The organism is Pseudomonas hefeiensis (assembly GCF_030687835.1).
In the GTDB taxonomy this organism is placed as follows: Bacteria; Pseudomonadota; Gammaproteobacteria; order Pseudomonadales; family Pseudomonadaceae; genus Aquipseudomonas; species Aquipseudomonas hefeiensis.
This window is the reverse complement of the sequence record NZ_CP117449.1, coordinates 5,670,846-5,690,643: the sequence shown is the minus strand read 5'-3', so window position 1 is coordinate 5,690,643 and position 19,798 is coordinate 5,670,846. Positions and strand designations below refer to the sequence as shown.

Sequence of the window (19,798 nt, the reverse complement as noted above, 5' to 3'; positions counted from 1 at the left end):
CGTCGCAGATCACATGTGGGAGCGAGCCTGCTCACGATGAGGTCCGTCCAGACACCCTCAACTTCTCTGGATCAGCTTGTTCCTCACCTCAGCCATGCCCTGCGCATCCAGCTCCAGCCACACATGCTGTTTGCCAGCGATCTGCGCCGCCGCCGGCAGGCCATCGCGATACACCAGCCGATTGCTCGCCAGTGCCGGCACTTTCGCTCCCGGCAACAAGGTGCCGGCCAGGTTCAGCGGGTCGACGCCGCACACCGCGACCAGGGCGCCATCGCTGGGGCGGCGGCGCACTTCCCGTAGCAATGGAATGGCTTCGGGCAGGGCGAATTGCTCGCCCGCCAGGCCGCTGACAAAACGTCCGCCGCGAATCTCTCCCCGCGCCTCCAGGCGATGAAAAGTGCGCAGTAACTCGCGCCAGCTCGGCAACCAATCCGCCTCCCGCTCCAGCAGGCGCCAGAACACCACGCCATAACGGCGCAGCAAGGTCATCGCAATGTGCTCCAGGGTGTCGGGCGATAGGGGCGCTGGCCGGTTTCCTTCCTCGGGCATTGGGGCGCTGCGGCGTAACAAGGCCCAGCGCCCGGCATCGTCCATGCCGCCAACGAATGCCCCGCGCCCGCGCCGACTGCTGCGCGCCTGGCGTTTACTGGCAGGGGTGATCAACGCGCGCAACCCGGCGAAGCTGTCGGCATTCACCAGCCCGGCGCCTACCAGTTCCTGTAGCGCGATTTCCAGTTCGCTGCGCAGCAAGTGCGCCTCGTGCAACAACTCATCAAAAAACAGCGCGCCGTGTTCGCTGAGGGCCTTATGGACTTTTTGCGTCTTGGGCGACAGTTCGCTGGGTGGGGGCTGTTCGGTCAGGCTGCGCCAAAGGGCGACCTGATTGCGCGGCAGCAACACCACCGGCGTGCTGCGCAAGGCGCTGGAAGAGAACGTCTGGCGAGCACTCAGGCGAGTCCACACCAGCTTGCCACTGCGGCACAGCTCATCGAGCCAGCTCGGGGAATAGTCTTTGATTCGCGCCGGCAACAGGTCGCTGTCCCACGCCGAAGCCGCGGCCGGGTAGCCTTCGAACTGACTGATGATTGACGGCAGCACCGCGCTACCCCGGCCCTGAGTGGACGGCGACAGATGCTGCCAGTCGAACAGGAACCGCATGAAATCCTGCAACATCACCGGTTCGATTTCCCGGCGCAGGCGCTTGACCGTGTAGCGGTGGATACGCGCCAGCAAATGCCGCTCGCACCATTCTTCCTGCCCGCTGCCGGGGGTGAATCGGCCACGCAGCACATAGCCTTGCTGTTCCAGTTGCGCCAGGGCCTGGGTGATTGTCGGGGTCGATAGCCCCAGCGGATAGGCGATGGCCTTCAACGGCAGCGGACCGAAGGCGCTGAGCCGTGCGCGCAGTACCTCCACCACGGCTTCGTCGCGGTCCCAAGGTTCATCAAAACCCGCCAGCGGCGTCAGCGGCGGTCGCCATTGAGCCTGTGGATAAATGGCTTGCAGGCAGGTCAGCCGTTCCAGTGCCACCCACAGACCTCGTTCGGCGCTGATCTGCACATGACTGGCGCGGCCGCGCTCGGCCAGGGCCTGCAGCCAGTCCAGCCACGGCCCTTGGGTACTTGCCTCGCTGTCGGCGATGCAGGCCAGGCTCATCAGTGCTTCGTGCATTTCATCGAGGTTGGTGGGGGCCGGCCAGGCTTCGTCCCGGACCGCGTGGATGGCTTCGGCGTCGAGGGCGCCGAGGTCATCGGTGGACTGTGGGTCGCTCCAGCGCCGGTTGATCACCGCTTGGGTGCGGCGTTCTTCCAGCGGGGCGTCGTCGAGAAAGGTGTAGGGCCGCGCGCTGAGGATTTCCGCCGCCAGCGGCGAGGGCGCCGGTAAGTCGCGGCTGATCAGACGAATCTCGCCGGCTTCCATGCGCCGCAATAGCGTCAGCCAGCCTTCGCTGTCCATGGCTTCGTGCAGGCAGTCGTCGAGGGTCTGTTCCACCAGTGGGTGATTGGGGATTTCCCGTTCGCCGGCGAGGTTCTCCAGGCAGGCGATCTGGTCCGGGAATACGCTGGCGATCAGGTCTTCGCTTTTCATACGCTGGATCTGTGGGGCGACTTTGCGCCCGCCCGAATAGCGTGGCAAGGCCAGGGCGACACTGGCATTCCAGCGCCAGCGCACGCCGAACAGCGGCGCATCCAGCACGGCCTGGATCAATATCTGTTCGGCACTATGGCTGTTGAGATAGCGCCAGACCTCGTCCAGCTCGAAGCTGTGGCTGGTGGACAGCGACAGCACGATGGCGTCTTCGCTGGCGGCGGCCTGCAATTCGAAATTGAAGGTGCGGCAGAACCGCTTGCGCAGGGCCAGGCCCCAGGCGCGGTTGATGCGGCTGCCGAATGGGGAATGGATGATCAGTTGCGTGCCGCCGGACTCGTCGAAAAAACGCTCCATCACCAGTGTGTCCTGGGACGGCAGGGCGCCGAAGGCCAGGCGTGCCGGGGCCAGGTAATCCACCAATTGTTCGGCACTGGCCAGGTTCAGTTGCAAGGTGCCGGTCAGCCAGTCGAGGGCCGGTTGCAAGTTGCCCGGTGTGGCACCGAGCAGTTGGTCCAGTTGGGCCTGCAGACGAGCGACCGCCAGGGACAGCTCGGCGCTGCGCCCGGGGGCTTCGCCAAGCCAGAACGGAATGGTCGGCGGCTGGCCCTGGGCGTCCTCGACTCGGACCCGACCGGTCTCGACGCGAATGATGCGGTAGGAGGTATTGCCCAGCTGGAACACGTCACCGGCAATGCTCTCCACGGCGAAGTCTTCGTTGACGCTGCCGATGTTCAACCCCTGGGGTTCGAGCAGCACGCTGTAGTCGGCGTTGTCCGGGATGGTGCCGCCGCTGGTCACGGCGGTCAGCTTGCTGCCCCGGCGCCCGCGCAGGGTGCGGGTGACGGCGTCGCGATGCAGGTACGCACTGCGCACGCCCTGACGACCATTGAGGCCCTCGGCGAGCATTTGCAGCAGCGCCTGATAGTGGCCGTCGTCCAGCTCGGCATAGGGCGCGGCACGGCGAAAGGTTTCCAGCAGCGCCTGCTCCTGCCATTCCTGGCAACTGACCTCGGCGACGATCTGCTGGGCCAGTACATCCAGCGGCGCCTTGGGGATGTGCAGAATGTCCAGCTCGCCACGGCGTACGCAGTCGAGCAGGGCGGCGCATTCGATCAAGTCGTCGCGGGTGGTGGCGAACAGGCGGCCCTTGGGCGTGCCGCCAACCTGATGGCCCGAGCGGCCGACCCGTTGCAAAAACGCCGAGATCGACCGCGGCGAGGCGATCTGACACACCAGGTCGACATCGCCGATATCGATGCCCAGTTCCAGGGACGCGGTGGCGATCAACACCTGCAACTCGCCGCGCTTGAGCCGTTGTTCGGCGTCGAGGCGAAACTCCTTGGCGAGGCTGCCGTGGTGGGCGGCCACGGCGTGCTTGCCCAGGCGTTCGCTCAAATGACGGCTCAGGCGCTCGGCCAGCCGCCGGGTGTTGACGAACACCAGCGTGGTGCGGTGTTCCCGGGCCAGGTCGGCGAGGCGGTTGTAGACCAGCTCCCACACATCATTGGCCATCACCGCCGAGAGCGGCACCGGTGGCACTTCTATGTCCAGGTCCCGCGGGCGGGCGTGGCCGATGTCGACGATTTCACAGCTGAGCCCCTGGCCAACGAGAAAGCGCGACACCGCTTCGATGGGTTTTTGCGTGGCGGACAGTCCGATGCGCATCAGCGGTTCGGCGCAAAGCGCTTGCAGACGCTCCAGGCTCAAGGCCAGGTGACTGCCGCGTTTGCTGGCGGCGATGGCGTGGATTTCGTCGACAATCACGGTGCGGGTGCTGGCGAGCATCTGCCGGCCGGAATCGGAGCCCAGTAGCACGTAAAGCGATTCGGGGGTGGTCACCAGAATATGCGGCGCGGTCTTGCGCATCGCCGTACGGTCTTTTTGTGGCGTGTCGCCGGTGCGCACGGCGGTGGTGATGTGCAAGGGCGGCAAGCCCATTTGTCGCAACTGTTCGGTGATGCCGGCCAGTGGGTTTTGCAGGTTGATCTGGATATCGTTGCTCAGTGCCTTGAGCGGCGAGACGTAAACCACCAGGGTCTGGTCCGGCAGGCCGCCCTGTTCCAGGCCCCGGTGTACCAGGTCATCCAGAACGGCAAGAAACGCCGTCAGGGTCTTGCCCGATCCCGTGGGTGCGGCCACCAGGGTCGAACGGTGCTGCCCGATCAACGGCCACGCCCGGGCCTGGGCGGCCGTGACCGCCGGGAATGTCTGGCTGAACCAGGCGCGAACGGCGGGATGAAAGCCTGCCATGGCGTGGTCGGCTGGGAGGGGCAGATTCATGTGGGCAGTTATGCGGGTGGGATGGGGAAGATGCAAGTACCGTCCGGGATCTCTATCGCCAGATGAGGCCCCTTCGCGAGCAAGTCGGATCGCCGCACCGCCGCTCCCACATTTGGAATGCATTCCCATGTGGGAGCGGGCTTGCTCGCGAAGGGGCCCTAAAGAACAGTACAAAATACCGGATCTGCACTTTACGGATGACGGTTGCGTACTAAACCCGCAAAATGCAACGATTCCGACAACGCCTGCGGGCGTTGTCGACCTATTTCTTTTGCCAACAGACCGGGCCTGCTGACTTTATGCGAATGCGCCTTATGTTACTGGGCGGCGGAAATGCCCTTGGGCAGGCGCTGATTCGCCTCGGTGCGGAAGAAGACATCGGTTTTCTTGCCCCCCGCCCCCCCGAAGACGGATGGGATGCCGCGAGCCTGACGCAGCTACTGGACGACACTCGGCCGGACGCCTTGATCAACCTGGCGTACTACTTCGACTGGTTTCAGGCCGAAACCGTCAGCGAGCAGCGCCTGGCCAGCCAGGAGCGCGCCGTCGAGCGCCTGGCCGAGCTGTGCCAGCATCACAACATCATTTTGCTGCAACCGTCGAGCTATCGCGTGTTCGACGGCTCCCGCGCCACGGCGTACAGCGAGAAGGATGAACCCGTACCCCTGGGCCTGCGCGGCCAGGCGTTATGGCGGATCGAGCAAAGCGTGCGCGCCACCTGTCCACAGCATGTACTGCTGCGATTTGGCTGGCTGCTGGACGACAGCACCGACGGTATCCTGGGGCGTTTCCTGGCCCGGGCCGAACAACCCGAGGAGTTGCTGTTGGCCGACGACCGTCGGGGTAATCCGACGCCAGTGGACGACGCGGCGCGGGTGATCATCTCAGTGCTCAAGCAACTCGATTGCGCGGCACCGCTGTGGGGCACCTACCATTACGCCGGGCATGAGGCGACCACACCGCTGGCGTTGGGTCAGGCGATCCTCACCGAAGCCCGGGCGCTGCATCCTCTGGCAATCGAATCGCCTACCCCCCAGGCACACGCCGCACGGCCGGACGCCACGGAAGAACCGCAGCACGCGGTGCTGGCCTGCAAGAAAATACTGCACACTTTCGGGATCAAGCCCCGCGCCTGGCGCGCTGCACTCCCGGGCTTACTGGATAGGTTTTATCGCCATGGCTGAAGGTCCTGTTTTAATCACCGGCGGCGCTGGTTTCATTGGTTCGCACCTGACCGACGCCTTGCTCGCCAAGGGGCATTCGGTACGCATCCTCGATGACTTGTCCACCGGCAAGCGCAGTAACCTGCCGCTGGACAACCCTCTGGTTGAATTGATCGAAGGCGACGTGGCCAATGCGGCGCTGGTAGCCCGGGCCGTGGCCGGTTGCAGTGCTGTGGCGCACTTGGCCGCAGTGGCTTCGGTGCAAGCCTCGGTGGATGACCCGGTGCGTACGCACCAGAGCAATTTCATCGGCACTTTGAATGTCTGCGAAGCCATGCGCCAGGCCGGGGTAAAACGGGTGCTGTTCGCCTCCAGCGCAGCGGTCTACGGTAACAACGGCGAGGGTGAGTCCATCGACGAAGACACGCCCAAGGCCCCGCTCACGCCGTATGCCTCGGACAAGCTGGCCAGCGAGTTCTATCTGGACTTCTACCGCCGCCAGCACGCGCTGGAGCCGGCGGTGTTCCGGTTCTTCAACATCTACGGCCCGCGCCAGGATCCGTCGTCGCCCTATTCCGGAGTCATCAGCATCTTCAGCGAGCGGGCGCAGAAAGGCCTGCCGATCACTGTGTTCGGCGATGGCGAGCAAACCCGGGATTTTGTCTACGTCGAAGACCTGGTGGACCTGCTGGTGCAGGCCATCGAAACACCTGAGGTGCAAGTGGGCGCGGTGAACGTCGGCTGGAACCAGGCCACGACCCTCAAGCAATTGCTCCAGGCCCTGGCCGCGGTAGTGGGCGATCTGCCGCCGATCGGCTACGGCCCGGCGCGCTCCGGCGACATCCGCCATTCCCGGGCTGACAATCGTCGGTTGTTGGCGCGCTTCAGCTTGCCACAACAAACGCCGATGAGTGTGGGGTTGGCGCGCTTGTTGGGGCGCTGAATTTTCAGCCACCCCAAACCTGATGTGGGAGCGAGCCTGCTCGCGATAGCGGTAGGTCAGTCAACATGATTGCTGGCTGATCCACCGTAATCGCGAGCAGGCTCGCTCCCACAGGGATTTGCGTACCTTTAAGTTCGCGTCAGAACTTGTAACCCAACCCCACCATGTAGATCCAAGGGTCCACATCGACATTCACCTTGGCCCGGGTTCCGCTGGCCACGGCGTTGTTGTCCACATAGGCGGTGGTGTCGATGTCGATGTAGCGAATCTGGCCGTTGACCATGATGTTGTCGGTCAGCATGTAGTCGGCGCCCACTTGCCACGCCATGCCCCAACTGTTGCTCGCCCGGAAGTTGCTGAAGCCGTTGGCGCTGGCTTCGCTGCCGACGTGTTCATCGTAGATCCAGGTGTAGTTGATGCCGGCACCGACGTAAGGCTGGAAGGCCGACTTGGCGTCGAGCGGGTAGTAGACCAGGCTCAGGGTCGGCGGCAGGTGCTTGAGGCTACCGAGCTTGTTGTTGGCCGCGCCCAGAGCGGTGCCTTTGATCTTCACATCGTGCTCGAACGGAGACGCCGCCAGCAGTTCGATGCCCAGGTTGTTGGTGATCATGTAGGCGAAGTTCAGGCCTAGCTGGGTGTCGCTGCTCATGGTTGCCTTGCCGCCCAGGTCGGCACCGGCCAGTGGGCCACGGTCGACCTTGACGCTGGAGCTGTCGGCTTCCGGATTGACGGTGATGGCGCCGGCGCGAACGATGATGTCGCCAGCCGTATGAGCCTGGGCGAGCGGAGAGGTGAGGGCAAGGGCGACGAGGGAAGCGCTGAGCAGAGACTTTTGCATGGGGGCTCCAGAGGGCATCTAAAATTGATGTCCCATGGTACGGAGCGCTCTAGGCCGGTCTTTTGACTCAGCTCAATGAGTTTGGGTCTATTAATTGACTCAGCTCAATAAAATGATGAAGCGTAAATTTCGAGAGCCCCTTCGCGAGCAAGCTATCTCACAGGCAACACATCACTAGCGGATTCACTCCGGCAGTTCATACACATAAATCTTCTGCGCCTGCATCTGATACCCGGCATCGGCCAACTCACTGGTGGACGGCTTGACTTGCATCGGCCCTTCGACCCAGTACGGTTGGTACAACTCGTCGAGCTTGACCCCGATTTCGCTTTTCACATGCACGATCTGATTCGACGGCGGCGGCGGTACATGGATGCAGGCGCCGAAATACGGCACCAGCAAAAAGTCCGTGGTGCGGCCTTCCTCGCTGACTTCCAGCGGCACGATATAACCCGGCAAACGAATCTGCTGGCCGTCGAGTTCCTTGACCACCGGCGCGTTGGGCAAGTCCTGCTTGGCCGCCGGGGCTGCTTCTGCGGCCAGGGCATCGCTCATCTGCGACAGGTCGTGCAGCGGCGTCATGTTCGGCACTTCCGGCGGTGCGTCCGGCGGGATCATTTCCGACCAGGCCAGGTCCCTCGGTTCGGCCGCCCACAGTGGCAGGGCGACCGTCATCAACAGCGCAAGCAAAGCGCGGGGCATCTTCAACGTCCTCATAAGCGGATCGACAGGCCATCGGCCAACGATTGGCGATAGGCGCGCCAGGCCGGCACGCTGCCCATCAGCAGAGCGGCGAGCAGAATGCCAGCCATCAGCGTCCATTCATATTCGCTTGGCCAGGCCAATGGCAGATACAAACCGTAGGCCGACTGCACATAACCCTGCGCGGCGGCGATGCTGATGTACAGCAGGGCCAGCCCGGCGGCCACCCCGGCCAGCGCCAGGGCGAAGGCTTCGAGCACCAGCAGGGTTGCGATGTGCCACGGCCGCGCGCCCACCGAGCGCAGGATCGCCATCTCCCGACGCCGCTCGTTGAGGCTGGTGAGGATCGCCGTGAGCATGCCAATCAGACCGGTCAGCACCACGAACAGCGAAATCACGAACAGGGCTTTTTCCGCCGTGCCCATCAGGCTCCATAACTCCTGCAACGCCACACCGGGCAGGATCGCCAGCAGCGGCTCGCCGCGGAACTCGTTGATCTGGCGCTGCAAGGCGAAGGTGGAAATCTTGCTGTTGAGGCCGAGCATGAACGCGGTGATCGCCTTGGGCGTCAGGTCCATGTTGCGGGCCTGGTCAGCGCTGATGCGGCCCTTGCCCTGGGCCGGTACGCCGTTTTTCCAGTCGATGTGGATCGCTTCCATGCCGCCGAGGCTAATGTGCAGCGTGCGGTCCACCGGGGTGCCGGTGCGCTTGAGAATACCGACCACGGTGAAGGGCTTGTCATCGTGCTTGACCAGGCTGACCAACGCCACACCGTGGGCCAGCACCAGTTTGTCGCCCAGCTTGTAATGCAGCGCCTCGGCCACTTCGGCGCCGAGCACCACTTCGAATGGATCGGTGGCGAAGGCCCGGCCCTCGGCCAGCGCCAGGTGTTGCCGGCGACCGTATTGGTAATGCTCGAAGTAGGCCTCGGTGGTGCCCATCACGCGGTAACCGCGATGGGAATCGCCCAGGGACATGGGGATCGCCCACTTCACTTTCGGGTTGCTGGCGAACTGCTCGAAGCTGTCCCAGCGAATGTTGTTAGTGGCGTTGCCGATGCGAAACACCGAATACAGCAGCAGATTCACCGAACCTGAGCGAGCACCGACGATCAGATCGGTGCCGCTGATGGTGCTGGCGAAACTGGCCCGCGCCTCGGTGCGTACCCGCTCTACCGCCAGCAGCAGGCACACCGAAAGAGCGATGGCGAATGCGGTGAGGATCGCGGTGAAACGGCGGTTCGCCAGGCTGGCCATGGCAAGACGGAACAAATACATCTCAGACCTCGAGTGGCGTGGCGGCGCGATTGAGATCGGCCAGCGAGAGGTTGCGGTCGAACAGCGGCGCCAGGCTCTGGTCATGGCTGACGAACAGCAGGCTCGATCCGGCCTCGCGGCATTCAGCGAACAGCAGCCGCAGGAAGTTTTCCCGGGCGTCGTAGTCCAGGGCGGAGGTGGGCTCGTCGGCGATCACTAATTCTGGTTGTCCGATCAACGCCCGGGCGGCGGCGACCCGTTGCTGCTGGCCGATGGACAGTGAGTCGGCGCGGCGCCCAAGCAGATTCGTGTCGGTCAAGCCCAGGTGCGCCAGCAGCGTGGCGGCGGCTTGATCGACGCTGCCGTGACGCTGAATCGCCCGTTGTGCACGAAGTTTTGAGAAGTGGCAGGGCAGTTCAACGTTCTCGCGTACCGAGAGAAATGGCAGCAGGTTGAATTGCTGGAAGATGTAGCCTGTGTGGTCGACGCGAAAGCGGTCGCGGCTGCCAGCGCCCAGTTCGGTAAGTTCATGGCCAAGCAGGCGAATGCTGCCACGATCCGGTGTCTGCACGCCGCCCAGCAGCCCCAGCAACGTGGTTTTGCCGCTACCACTGGGGCCTTTGAGAAACAGCGTCTCCCCGGCCTCCAGGCGAAAGGCCGGGATATCCAGCAAGGGTGGATGTCCGGGCCAACTGAAGCCCAGGTCGGACAGTTCGATGAGTGCTTGAGTCATGTTTGCGGGTTCAAAAGATGAATACCTGTGGAATACCGGTGGGAGCGAAGCTTGCTCGCGATGAGGCCGTCACATTCAACTTGGGTGTCGACAGTCGAACCGCCATCGCGAGCAAGCTTTGCTCTCACCAGGCTCGCTCTCACATGGGGTTTTGCGGTCAATCAGAATTTCAGCGTGGGTGCCTTGGCCGTTACTTCCACGCCTTGCTGGCCGCTTGGGCTGATCAGTTGTACCTGAATTTTCTGGGTGGCCGGGAAGGTTTTGAACAGGGTCGCCAAGTCCAGGTTTTTCAACGCGCCCGGGGCGGCGCAGGTGAACTGGTAGTGAGCATGGATTTCACTGTGCTCGCCGTGGTGTTCGTCGCCATGCTCATCCTCGTCATGGTCATCGTGGGCCGGTGCGTTGCCAAACAGCGGACTCTCCAGTTCCTGCTGGGCCACGGTGCATTTGGCGGCGGCGGGCAGGCTGAACAGCGCCAGCGGCTTGTCCAGTTGCGCACGAACGGCGGCGACTTTGGCCTTGTCGGCATCGCTGGTGGCGGCGTGTTCGAAGCCCACCAGGTTCATCGCCGGGCTTTCCAGTTCCAGTTCCAGGGTCTGGCCGTCCAGAGCGGCGTTCAGTCGGCCGACACCGTGCTCATGGGCACCGAGGCTGCCATGCTCGTGATTATGGTCGTGATCATGCTCGACAGCCGCGTGAGCGACGGCCAATGGCAACAGGGCGAACGGCAGGGCGAGAAGCAGACGACGCATGATGAGTCTCCGAAAAGGTTATGTAATCTTATAACGAAAGTGCGGAGAGTTTGACCGCCCGCTTGGCGTCGCGCAAGGCCCATGGGAGCATGGGCACATGAAATTTTCAGGAGTACGGTGATGTTGCGGATACGCGGAACCGTCGGTGATTGGCCGGTGGACTTGTCGATCGACATGGATGAGAGCGACTGGGCGCAGCTCGGCGCGCAGTTGCAAACGGTCAAGCCCGATAACACGGCGACGCCTGCGACCAGGTCGGTCAATCAGGACGATGCCTTGTGGCAGATCGCCAGGGAGCTGCTGCGCAAGGCCGGGCAATTGAGCGGTCCGGACCTGCTGGAGCAGCTCGAAGGCCTGACTGGCAGCGCCCCGGCCGGCAAACGCCTGTTGGTGCGCTTGCGCCATAGCCCGGACGTAAAAGTCATCAGCGGCGGCGACACACCGCTCTATAGCTGGCACGAAACCGCGTAGGAACTGACGAGCGAACCGAGGCTGCGATCTTTACCCCTGACGCTTGAGTTTCAAGCGAAAGATCAAAAGATCGTCCGAGCGCGGCCCGAGCCTTCGGCAGCTCCTACCGGTAGGCGTCAGTACAACGCCGCGAACAGCTTGCGGCGATAGGTCGTCACCAGCGGATGATCGTTGCCCAACAATTCGAACACTTGCAGCAAGGTCTTGTGGGGCAGGCCTTCGCTGTAGCTGCGGTTGCGGATGAACAGCTTGAGCAGCGCATCGAGGGCCGGTTCGTACTGCTGGCGGGCCAATTGCTGGATTGCCAGTTGATACACCGCTTCGTCGTCCTGCGGGTCTTTCGCCAGGCGGGCCTTGAGATCGGCGGCGTCCGGCAGATCCTTGGCCAGGCCGAGGAACTGGATTTGCGCCTTGGCGCCGGCCAGTGCGGCCTTGTGCTCGTCGCTTTTCACCGCGTCGAGCACGGTCTGCGCTTCAGTCAGCTCGCCGCGTTCGGTCAGGCAGCGGGCATACAGGATCAAGGCCTTGGCGTTGGTATTGTCTTCCCCCAGCAGCGCAGTGAGCACCGCTTCGGCATCAGCGAAGCGACCCTCGTCGAACAGCGCCTGGGCCTGTTCAAACGGGTCGGCGGCGGCCGGAGGCGGCATCTGTACATGCGGTTCGAGCATCGCCCGCACGGCGGACTCCGGTTGGGCTCCGGCGAAACCGTCGACGGGCTGGCCGTCCTTGAACAGCACCACGGTAGGCAAGCTGCGAATGCCGAAGCGGGCGACGATGTCTTGCTCGATGTCGCAGTTGACCTTGGCCAGCAGCAGTTCGCCTTGATAGCTCTCGGCGATGCCCTGCAACATCGGCATCAGCGCCTTGCACGGCGCGCACCACTCGGCCCAGAAATCCACCAGCACCGGTTTGTGAAAAGAGTTGGCGATCACCGACTGGTCGAAATCGGCGGTGGTGGCGTCGAAGATGTACGGGGTGTCCTGGGTCATGGGGAATCTCGTAGAACGCTTGAATGGGGCAACTATAAGGCTTGGTGGGGGGTGGCTGAAAGCGGCGAGGCCTTTCGTCTTGTGGTGTCTGATAGGACGCTTTCGCGAGCAAGCCCGCTCCCACATGGGATCTACGGTGTACACGAGTTTTGTATCCACAGAAGATCGACTGTGGGAGCGAGCCTGCTCGCGAAGCTTTTATCTAGTCGCGCCGCGCGTGGTACAGGCTCACATGCCGAAACTCTTCGGGCTCGGCCAGATCTGGCAAGGTCATGGCCTCGAGCATTTCGATGCGCCGATAAAGCGGATGCTGGAAATCCCGCACCCGGGAGTCGGCTACCAGAGCCTCGCGGCCGCGACTGAGAAACTGGTCGAGCAACGGTAGATTGGCGCGGTCGTAAAGCACATCCGCGACCAGGATCAGGTCGAAGCGATCGTCCTCGGCGAAAAAATCCTCCGAGTACCCAAGCTCTACGCCATTGAGCAGGGCATTGGCCTGGCACGCAGCAAGCGCCAGAGGATCCAGATCACAGGCCACCACCTCAAGCGCCCCGGCCTTGAGCGCCGCGATACCCGCGACGCCGGAACCGGCGCCGAAGTCCAGCACTCGCTTGCCTTCGACCCAATGTGGCTGTTCAACCAGATAGCGTGCCATCGCCAGGCCGCTGGCCCAGCAAAAGCTCCAGTAAGGTGGCTCGTGGAGAATGCGCCGGGTTTCTTCCGGGCTGAAAGCACGGTCCATGTTATCGCCGTCGATCAGCCACAATTTCAGCTCAGTACCGGGCAGCGGGCAGGCCACCAAGTGCGCGTCTCCAAGCAACTGGCCCAACGCGTGTTGCAGGTCTTGCGGTGAATTCATGGCGCTTTGACAAATTGCAGCGCGCCCAGCGCCTGAGTGGTCGGCTGGCTGATGCGTTGCTCCGGCAAATGCAGGATCAACTGACCCGACTGACTGGCGCGGCCGCGCAGTTCCACACGGGCGCCAACCGGGAAGGCTTCGGGGTTGAAACGCAGGCGAAAGGGCAGGGCCTGGTTATTGCCGATCAGGCTGGAGCTGGCGAGCAATTGCTGCGGGCGGTCCTTGTCGTCGATCACCAGCAGCGCCAGTTCGACCTCAGCCCCGGCCGGTATTCCCTGCAGAGTGCCGCTCAGTTCCCGCTGGTGCGCCGGCAGCGGACCCAGTTCGGCGGCCTGGCGGGCTTTTTCTTGGGCCTGTTTGGGCGCAGGGGGCTTTGCCGGGGCGGGGGCGTCGGGTTGGGGGGTGTCGCTGCTGCACGCCATCAGCAGGCTGAACAGACTGAGCAAAACGAGTGATCGTAGCGACATGTGTGGCTCCAGCAAGGTGAATTCCATGGATCTGACGGTAAGCCCGTCTGTATACCGTAAACCCTATGGCTTGTCTTGCCAGTGGGATGCGCTACCATGGCCCTCCCTTTTTTTGTTGCCTGCCACCATGCACTGTCCCTTCTGCGGTGCCAACGACACCAAGGTCATCGACTCGCGACTGGTCGCCGAGGGCGAACAGGTCCGCCGCCGGCGCGAATGCCTGGCCTGCGGCGAGCGTTTCACGACGTTCGAGACCGCTGAACTGGTGTTGCCGCGCCTGATCAAAACCGACGGCAGCCGTCAGCCGTTCGACGAAGAAAAACTGCGCGCGGGCATGCAGCGCGCCCTGGAAAAACGCCCGGTGAGCGTCGAACGCCTGGAGGCGGCGCTGGTGCACATCAAGCACAAGCTGCGGGCCACTGGCGAACGCGAGGTTAAATCCCTGGTGGTCGGTGAGCTGGTGATGGCCGAGCTGCAGAAGCTCGATGAAGTCGCCTACATCCGCTTCGCCTCGGTATACCGCCGTTTCCAGGACCTGAACGAATTTCGCGAAGAAATCGACCGCCTGGCCCGCGAACCGGTGAAAGAATGACCAGCCCGATGCAGCAGGCCGTCCTTGACGCCCAGTACATGGCCCGTGCCCTGGAACTGGCGCGGCGCGGTCACTACACCACGCACCCCAATCCCCGGGTAGGTTGCGTGATCGTGCGCGACGATCAGATTGTTGGCGAAGGCTGGCACATTCGTGCCGGCGAACCCCATGCCGAAGTCCATGCCCTGCGCGCCGCCGGTGAACAGGCCCGGGGCGCCACGGCTTACGTGACCCTCGAACCCTGCAGCCACCACGGGCGCACGCCGCCCTGCGCCGATGCGTTGGTCAATGCCGGTGTGGCGCGAGTGGTGGCGGCGATGCAGGACCCGAACCCGGAAGTGGCCGGTCGCGGCTTGCAACGCCTGAGGCAGGCCGGGATCGCCACCCAAAGCGGTGTGCTGGAGGGCGAGGCGCGCCAGCTCAACCAAGGTTTCCTTAAGCGTATGGAGCACGGCTTGCCGTTCGTGCGGGTCAAGCTCGCCATGAGCCTCGATGGCCGTACCGCCATGGAAAGTGGTGAAAGCCAATGGATTACCGGTCCCGCCGCACGTTCGGCGGTGCAACGCCTGCGCGCCCAGGCCAGTGTGGTGCTGACCGGTGCCGATACGGTGCTGGCCGACAACGCCCGGCTGACCGTGCGCGCCGATGAACTCGGGCTGGATGCGCAGCAGACCGCGCTGATCATGAGTCGCCCGCCGTTGCGGGTACTGGTGGACGGTCGTCTGCGCGTGCCGTTGGACGCACCTTTCTTCAAGGCCGGCCCGGCGCTGGTCGCTACCTGCATGGCGGTGGAAGAACAATACGCCAACGGTCCTGAATGCATGATCGTGGCGGGCGCCGATGGCCAGGTCGACTTGCATCGCCTGCTGGTGGAACTGGCGGCCCGTGACGTCAATGAAGTGCTGGTGGAGGCCGGTCCGCGTCTGGCAGGGGCGTTCGCCCGGCAGGGGCTGGTGGATGAATTCCAGATTTTCATCGCCGGCAAGTTCCTCGGATCTTCCGCGCGGCCGCTACTGGACTGGCCGCTGGCGCAGATGAAAGATGCCCCGGAACTGAAAATTACCGAAATTCGCGCCGTGGGCGATGACTGGCGAGTCATTGCCATTCCCGTTTCCCCGGCCCGCGTATAATTCCCGGCTTTCGCTCAAGCGGCGGCCCGTTCTCGAGGAGGACTCCATGTTTACCGGCATCATCGAATCCATCGGCAGCATCCGTGCACTGACCCCCAAGGGCGGCGATGTGCGGGTCCATGTCGAAACCGGCAAGCTCGACCTGAGCGACGTCAAACTGGGCGACAGCATCGCGGTAAACGGCGTGTGCCTGACCGCCGTCGAACTGCCGGGCAATGGTTTCCTGGCGGACGTCAGCCGCGAAACCCTCGACTGCACCGCCATGAATGATCTCAAGAGCGGCAGCCCGGTCAACCTGGAAAAAGCCCTGACCCCCACCACTCGCTTGGGCGGGCACCTGGTCAGCGGCCATGTGGACGGCGTCGGCGAAGTGGTTTCGCGCAGCGATAACGCCCGGGCCGTGGAGTTTCGCATCCGCGCCCCGAAGGAGCTGGCCAAGTACATTGCCCATAAAGGCTCGATCACCGTCGATGGCACCAGTCTGACGGTCAATGCGGTGGATGGCGCCGAGTTCCTGCTGACGATCATTCCGCATACCCTGAGCGAAACCATCATGGCCTCATACCGGCCTGGGCGCCGGGTCAACCTGGAAGTCGACTTGCTGGCCCGTTACCTGGAGCGCCTGCTGTTGGGCGACAAGGCCGCAGAGCCTGCAGCGGGTAACATCACTGAAAGTTTTCTGGCCGCCAACGGCTACCTCAAATCCTGACCCAAGGGGGTGCCGCGTGGCGCTCAATAGCATCGAAGAGCTGGTTGAAGACATCCGCCAAGGCAAGATGGTCATCCTCATGGATGACGAAGACCGCGAGAATGAAGGCGACCTGATCATGGCCGCCGAGTGCTGCAAGGCCGAGCACATCAACTTCATGGCCAAGCATGCCCGTGGCCTGATCTGCATGCCCATGACCCGTGAACGCTGCGAGCTCTTGAAGCTGCCGCTGATGGCGCCGCGCAATGGCTCCGGCTTTGGCACCAAGTTCACCGTGTCCATCGAGGCCGCCGAGGGCGTGACCACCGGTATCTCCGCTGCTGACCGTGCCCGCACCGTGCAGGCCGCCGCCGCGAAAGACGCCAAGGCCGAAGACATTGTCAGCCCCGGTCACATCTTCCCGCTGATGGCCCAGGCCGGCGGCACTCTGGCCCGTGCCGGCCACACCGAAGCAGCGTGCGACCTGGCGCGCATGGCCGGTTTCGAGGCCAGCGGCGTGATCTGCGAAGTCATGAACGACGACGGCACCATGTCTCGTCGCGCGGAACTGGAAGCCTTTGCCGCCGAACACAACATCAAGATCGGCACCATCGCCGACTTGATCCACTACCGGATGATCCACGAACGTACCGTTCAGCGGATTGCCGAGCAGCCGCTGGACAGCGAACTGGGCCAGTTCAACCTGGTGACCTACCGCGACTCGGTGGAAGGTGACGTGCACATGGCACTGACCCTGGGCACCGTATGCGCCGAAGAACCGACCCTGGTTCGGGTGCATAACATGGACCCGCTGCGCGACTTGCTGATGGTCAAGCAGCCCGGTCGCTGGAGCCTGCGCGCCGCCATGGCTGCGGTGGCCGAGGCCGGCAGCGGCGTGGTGCTGCTGCTCGGCCACCCCCTCGATGGCGACGTGTTGCTGGCGCACATCCGGGAAACCGGTGATAACACCGCCGTGAAAAAACCGACCACCTACAGCATCGTCGGCGCCGGTTCGCAGATCCTGCGGGACCTGGGCGTGCGAAAAATGCGCCTGATGAGCGCACCAATGAAATTTAATGCGATATCCGGTTTCGACCTGGAAGTTGTAGAATACGTGCCCTCCGAATAATGGCCCGGAGATTTCGGCATTGTTGTTCAGACTTGTCAGATTATTGTGGCGAGGGGATTTATCCCCGCTGGACTGCGCAGCAGTCCCAAAAAAAGGGTTGCTTCGCAGCCCCACGGGGATAAATCCCCTCACCACAAAAGATGTGCAAGTGAATGGCAGTCCGGGATTTGCGGTGCAGTATTCGTGGCTAATATCACTGAAGGAGCGCGTATTCGAACGCGCTCTGGCTCTTTAAGAGATCTGACGAATGACCCTGAAGACCATCGAAGGTACCTTCATCGCCCCTCAAGGCCGCTACGCTCTGGTAGTGGGCCGTTTCAACAGCTTTGTGGTTGAGAGCCTGGTTGGCGGTGCAGTCGATGCCCTGGTTCGCCATGGCGTGAGCGAAAGCGACATCACCATCATCCGTGCGCCTGGCGCCTTCGAAATTCCGCTGGTTGCGCAGAAAGTCGCTCAAAAGGGCGAATATGCGGCGATCATCGCTCTGGGCGCGGTCATTCGTGGCGGTACTCCGCACTTCGAATACGTGGCCGGCGAATGCACCAAGGGCCTGGCCCAGGTGTCCATGGAGTTCGGCGTACCGGTCGCCTTCGGCGTGCTGACTGTTGATTCCATCGAGCAAGCCATTGAACGTTCCGGCACCAAGGCCGGTAACAAAGGCGCCGAAGCGGCCCTGTCCGCCCTGGAAATGGTCAGCCTGCTGGCGCAGTTGGAGGCCAAGTGATTAGCGACGAAAGCGATCGTTTCAACCCGCGCGATCCCAAGCCAGCCGATGCCGGCAAGCCTTCGAAGAGCGTCAAGCGTCGCGAAGCCCGTCAGCTCGCGACCCAGGCGCTGTATCAATGGCACATGGCCAAGCAATCGCTGAACGAGATCGAAGCGCAGTTTCGGGTCGACAACGATTTCAGTGACGTTGATGGCGCGTATTTCCGCGAGATCCTGCACGGCGTACCGGCCCACAAGACCGAGATCGACATTGCCCTGGCGCCTTGCCTGGACCTGACCATCGAAGAGCTGGACCCGGTTGAACTGGCGGTGTTGCGCTTGTCGACCTGGGAGCTGATGCAGCGCGTCGATGTTCCGTACCGCGTAGTGATCAACGAAGGGATCGAGCTGGCGAAAGTCTTCGGATCCACCGATGGGCACAAATTCGTCAACGGTGTACTCGATAAACTGGCCCCGCGTCTGCGTGAAGCTGAAGTGAAGGCGTTCAAGCGCTGATTGGCGCTTGCAGCGACTATGGGTGAATTTGAGCTGATCCATCATTACTTCGCCGCCGCGTCTTGCGCGCAGGGCGGCGAGGGCGTTGCGCTCGGGATCGGCGACGACTGCGCCTTGCTGGCCGTTCCTCCCGGGGAGCAGCTGGCGGTGTCCACCGATACCCTTGTGGCCGGTGTGCATTTTCCTGATCCCTGCGACCCGTTCCTGCTCGGCCAGCGCTCGCTGGCCGTGGCGGTCAGTGACCTGGCCGCCATGGGCGCGACTCCTTTTGCATTTACCCTGGCCCTGACTTTGCCGACGGTGACCGCCGATTGGTTGCAAGCCTATGCCCGCGGTTTAAACCAGATGGCCCGGGCGTGTGATGTCGCGCTGGTGGGCGGTGATACTACGCGTGGGCCGCTGAGCATGACCCTGACCGTGTTCGGTCGCGTGCCGTCCGGCCAGGCCCTGACTCGCGGCGGCGCGCAACCCGGTGATTGGTTATGTGTCGGCGGCGAGCTGGGCAATGCCGCTGGCGCATTGCCGCTCGTCCTGGGTCAGCGTACCGTCGAACCTGATATCGCCGAGCCGCTGCTGGCGCATTATTGGTCGCCACGTCCGCAGACCGACCTCGGTCTGGCACTGCGGGGCAAGGCTAGTGCGGCGATGGATATCTCCGATGGCCTGCTGGCCGATTGCGGGCATATCGCCCTGGCGTCCGGTGTGGCGTTACACGTTGAACGCGACCGCTTGCCACTGTCCAAGGCTTTGGTAACGTTTCTGGGCCGCGCGAATGCTGCGCACGCCGCATTGAGCGGTGGTGACGATTACGTGCTGCTGTTCACCTTGCCACCTGTTCGACTGGTGGCGTTGCAGGCCGAAGGCTGGCCGATCCACGTGATCGGCCGCGTCGTGGCCGGGCAAGGTGTCGTGCTGCTCGACGGCGATGGGCACGACATCACCCCGCAAATCCGGGGCTATCAACATTTTCGGGAGACACCGTGACAGATCATCCCAACCAGGTCCCGGCAGAATTCGTTCCGCCCTCGGTCTGGCGCAATCCCTGGCACTTCCTGGCGTTTGGCTTCGGTTCGGGCACTTTACCTAAAGCTCCGGGCACCTGGGGTTCGCTGGTTGCGCTACCCTTTATACCGTTGTGGCAAATGTTGCCGGACTGGGGCTATTGGCTGATGCTTGGCATCACCATGCTGTTCGGCTTCTGGCTGTGCGGCAAGGTGGCAGATGACCTGCGGGTGCATGATCATGAGGGTATCGTCTGGGACGAAATGGTCGGCATGTGGATCACCCTGTGGCTGGTGCCTGAGGGATGGTATTGGCTGTTGGCGGGTTTTCTGATGTTCCGCTTCTTCGATATCCTCAAGCCTTGGCCGATCCGCTGGATCGACCGGAAGGTGCATGGAGGCGTAGGCATCATGCTTGACGATGTATTGGCCGGGGTTTTTGCCTGGCTGGCTATGCAAGGATTGGTGTGGTGTTTCACCTGAGGGATTCAGG

General features: G+C 63.0%; 20 protein-coding genes. 11 read left to right on the top strand and 9 right to left on the bottom strand.

Going from position 1 to position 19,798, the window contains the following annotated elements; translation table 11 throughout:
• Positions 1-57 precede the first annotated feature (57 nt).
• On the bottom strand, positions 58-4,371 hold the full coding sequence (locus tag PSH57_RS25675) for an Lhr family helicase (RefSeq protein WP_305386132.1): 4,314 nt from the start codon (positions 4,369-4,371) through the stop codon (positions 58-60).
• Between the two features lie 299 nt (positions 4,372-4,670).
• Here PSH57_RS25675 and PSH57_RS25670 point away from each other — a divergent pair, with 299 nt between their 5' ends.
• Positions 4,671-5,555: a sugar nucleotide-binding protein gene (locus PSH57_RS25670; protein WP_305386130.1), complete on the top strand. Its 885-nt coding sequence runs from the start codon at positions 4,671-4,673 to the stop codon at positions 5,553-5,555.
• Complete coding sequence (locus PSH57_RS25665; RefSeq protein WP_305386128.1) at positions 5,548-6,477, top strand: NAD-dependent epimerase/dehydratase family protein; 930 nt, start codon at positions 5,548-5,550, stop codon at positions 6,475-6,477. Before PSH57_RS25670 ends, PSH57_RS25665 begins: the two co-directional genes overlap by 8 nt.
• 139 nt (positions 6,478-6,616) lie before the next feature.
• On the opposite strand, the gene PSH57_RS25660 is transcribed toward PSH57_RS25665, so the two are convergent.
• From PSH57_RS25660 to PSH57_RS25640, 5 genes are all read right to left on the bottom strand, one after another.
• Positions 6,617-7,315, bottom strand: a complete 699-nt coding sequence (locus PSH57_RS25660; RefSeq protein WP_305386127.1) for an OmpW/AlkL family protein — start codon at positions 7,313-7,315, stop codon at positions 6,617-6,619.
• 183 nt (positions 7,316-7,498) lie between these two features.
• Entirely contained in the window at positions 7,499-8,017 is a 519-nt protein-coding gene (locus PSH57_RS25655; RefSeq protein WP_305386125.1) for a DUF3299 domain-containing protein, read from the bottom strand.
• Between the two features lie 11 nt (positions 8,018-8,028).
• Complete coding sequence (locus PSH57_RS25650) at positions 8,029-9,294, bottom strand: ABC transporter permease (RefSeq protein ID WP_305386124.1); 1,266 nt, start codon at positions 9,292-9,294, stop codon at positions 8,029-8,031.
• Position 9,295: 1 nt separating this feature from the next.
• On the bottom strand, positions 9,296-10,006 hold the full coding sequence (locus PSH57_RS25645; protein ID WP_305386122.1) for an ABC transporter ATP-binding protein: 711 nt from the start codon (positions 10,004-10,006) through the stop codon (positions 9,296-9,298).
• Positions 10,007-10,167: 161 nt separating this feature from the next.
• Complete coding sequence (locus PSH57_RS25640; RefSeq protein WP_305386120.1) at positions 10,168-10,758, bottom strand: DUF2796 domain-containing protein; 591 nt, start codon at positions 10,756-10,758, stop codon at positions 10,168-10,170.
• Positions 10,759-10,878: 120 nt separating this feature from the next.
• Here PSH57_RS25640 and PSH57_RS25635 point away from each other — a divergent pair, with 120 nt between their 5' ends.
• Positions 10,879-11,229, top strand: coding sequence for a hypothetical protein (locus PSH57_RS25635; RefSeq protein WP_305386119.1), 351 nt, complete (start codon positions 10,879-10,881; stop codon positions 11,227-11,229).
• Positions 11,230-11,345: 116 nt separating this feature from the next.
• Here the strand turns inward: PSH57_RS25635 and trxA are convergent, their stop codons facing one another.
• From trxA to PSH57_RS25620, 3 genes are all read right to left on the bottom strand, one after another.
• Positions 11,346-12,218: a thioredoxin gene (gene trxA / locus PSH57_RS25630; protein WP_076383454.1), complete on the bottom strand. Its 873-nt coding sequence runs from the start codon at positions 12,216-12,218 to the stop codon at positions 11,346-11,348.
• 202 nt (positions 12,219-12,420) lie between these two features.
• On the bottom strand, positions 12,421-13,077 hold the full coding sequence (locus PSH57_RS25625) for a class I SAM-dependent methyltransferase (RefSeq protein ID WP_305386115.1): 657 nt from the start codon (positions 13,075-13,077) through the stop codon (positions 12,421-12,423).
• Positions 13,074-13,544: a YbaY family lipoprotein gene (locus PSH57_RS25620; protein WP_305386114.1), complete on the bottom strand. Its 471-nt coding sequence runs from the start codon at positions 13,542-13,544 to the stop codon at positions 13,074-13,076. Before PSH57_RS25620 ends, PSH57_RS25625 begins: the two co-directional genes overlap by 4 nt.
• A 127-nt stretch (positions 13,545-13,671) precedes the next feature.
• Between PSH57_RS25620 and nrdR the strand changes: the two genes are divergently transcribed.
• The 8 genes from nrdR (at position 13,672) to PSH57_RS25580 (ending at position 19,788) form a co-directional block, all read left to right on the top strand.
• Positions 13,672-14,136 (top strand): transcriptional regulator NrdR, encoded by a 465-nt coding sequence (gene nrdR, locus PSH57_RS25615; protein ID WP_013694316.1) that lies wholly within the window; start codon positions 13,672-13,674, stop codon positions 14,134-14,136.
• Positions 14,133-15,266 carry a bifunctional diaminohydroxyphosphoribosylaminopyrimidine deaminase/5-amino-6-(5-phosphoribosylamino)uracil reductase RibD gene (gene ribD / locus PSH57_RS25610; protein WP_305416210.1) on the top strand — a complete coding sequence of 378 codons (1,134 nt, stop codon included), beginning with the start codon at positions 14,133-14,135 and terminating at the stop codon, positions 15,264-15,266. The genes nrdR and ribD overlap by 4 nt, the downstream gene beginning before the upstream one ends.
• Before the next feature lie 46 nt (positions 15,267-15,312).
• Positions 15,313-15,975, top strand: coding sequence for a riboflavin synthase (locus PSH57_RS25605; RefSeq protein ID WP_123343996.1), 663 nt, complete (start codon positions 15,313-15,315; stop codon positions 15,973-15,975).
• Positions 15,976-15,991: 16 nt separating this feature from the next.
• Complete coding sequence (gene ribBA, locus PSH57_RS25600) at positions 15,992-17,083, top strand: bifunctional 3,4-dihydroxy-2-butanone-4-phosphate synthase/GTP cyclohydrolase II (protein WP_256231924.1); 1,092 nt, start codon at positions 15,992-15,994, stop codon at positions 17,081-17,083.
• Positions 17,084-17,330: 247 nt separating this feature from the next.
• Entirely contained in the window at positions 17,331-17,807 is a 477-nt protein-coding gene (ribH, locus tag PSH57_RS25595; protein WP_047229743.1) for a 6,7-dimethyl-8-ribityllumazine synthase, read from the top strand.
• A complete protein-coding gene (gene nusB / locus PSH57_RS25590) occupies positions 17,804-18,304 on the top strand; it encodes a transcription antitermination factor NusB (protein ID WP_047229742.1) in 501 nt (166 codons plus the stop codon). Before ribH ends, nusB begins: the two co-directional genes overlap by 4 nt.
• An 18-nt stretch (positions 18,305-18,322) precedes the next feature.
• Complete coding sequence (gene thiL, locus PSH57_RS25585; RefSeq protein WP_305386109.1) at positions 18,323-19,288, top strand: thiamine-phosphate kinase; 966 nt, start codon at positions 18,323-18,325, stop codon at positions 19,286-19,288.
• Complete coding sequence (locus PSH57_RS25580; protein ID WP_092394784.1) at positions 19,285-19,788, top strand: phosphatidylglycerophosphatase A family protein; 504 nt, start codon at positions 19,285-19,287, stop codon at positions 19,786-19,788. Before thiL ends, PSH57_RS25580 begins: the two co-directional genes overlap by 4 nt.
• Positions 19,789-19,798: the final 10 nt, after the last annotated feature.

Coding starts and splice junctions, on each gene's coding strand:
- PSH57_RS25675 (WP_305386132.1), bottom strand. CDS start 4,371: ATGAATCTGCCCCTCCCAGCCGACCACGCCATGGCAGGCTTTCATCCC.
- PSH57_RS25670 (WP_305386130.1), top strand. CDS start 4,671: ATGCGAATGCGCCTTATGTTACTGGGCGGCGGAAATGCCCTTGGGCAG.
- PSH57_RS25665 (WP_305386128.1), top strand. CDS start 5,548: ATGGCTGAAGGTCCTGTTTTAATCACCGGCGGCGCTGGTTTCATTGGT.
- PSH57_RS25660 (WP_305386127.1), bottom strand. CDS start 7,315: ATGCAAAAGTCTCTGCTCAGCGCTTCCCTCGTCGCCCTTGCCCTCACC.
- PSH57_RS25655 (WP_305386125.1), bottom strand. CDS start 8,017: ATGCCCCGCGCTTTGCTTGCGCTGTTGATGACGGTCGCCCTGCCACTG.
- PSH57_RS25650 (WP_305386124.1), bottom strand. CDS start 9,294: ATGTATTTGTTCCGTCTTGCCATGGCCAGCCTGGCGAACCGCCGTTTC.
- PSH57_RS25645 (WP_305386122.1), bottom strand. CDS start 10,006: ATGACTCAAGCACTCATCGAACTGTCCGACCTGGGCTTCAGTTGGCCC.
- PSH57_RS25640 (WP_305386120.1), bottom strand. CDS start 10,758: ATGCGTCGTCTGCTTCTCGCCCTGCCGTTCGCCCTGTTGCCATTGGCC.
- PSH57_RS25635 (WP_305386119.1), top strand. CDS start 10,879: ATGTTGCGGATACGCGGAACCGTCGGTGATTGGCCGGTGGACTTGTCG.
- trxA (WP_076383454.1), bottom strand. CDS start 12,218: ATGACCCAGGACACCCCGTACATCTTCGACGCCACCACCGCCGATTTC.
- PSH57_RS25625 (WP_305386115.1), bottom strand. CDS start 13,077: ATGAATTCACCGCAAGACCTGCAACACGCGTTGGGCCAGTTGCTTGGA.
- PSH57_RS25620 (WP_305386114.1), bottom strand. CDS start 13,544: ATGTCGCTACGATCACTCGTTTTGCTCAGTCTGTTCAGCCTGCTGATG.
- nrdR (WP_013694316.1), top strand. CDS start 13,672: ATGCACTGTCCCTTCTGCGGTGCCAACGACACCAAGGTCATCGACTCG.
- ribD (WP_305416210.1), top strand. CDS start 14,133: ATGACCAGCCCGATGCAGCAGGCCGTCCTTGACGCCCAGTACATGGCC.
- PSH57_RS25605 (WP_123343996.1), top strand. CDS start 15,313: ATGTTTACCGGCATCATCGAATCCATCGGCAGCATCCGTGCACTGACC.
- ribH (WP_047229743.1), top strand. CDS start 17,331: ATGACCCTGAAGACCATCGAAGGTACCTTCATCGCCCCTCAAGGCCGC.
- thiL (WP_305386109.1), top strand. CDS start 18,323: ATGGGTGAATTTGAGCTGATCCATCATTACTTCGCCGCCGCGTCTTGC.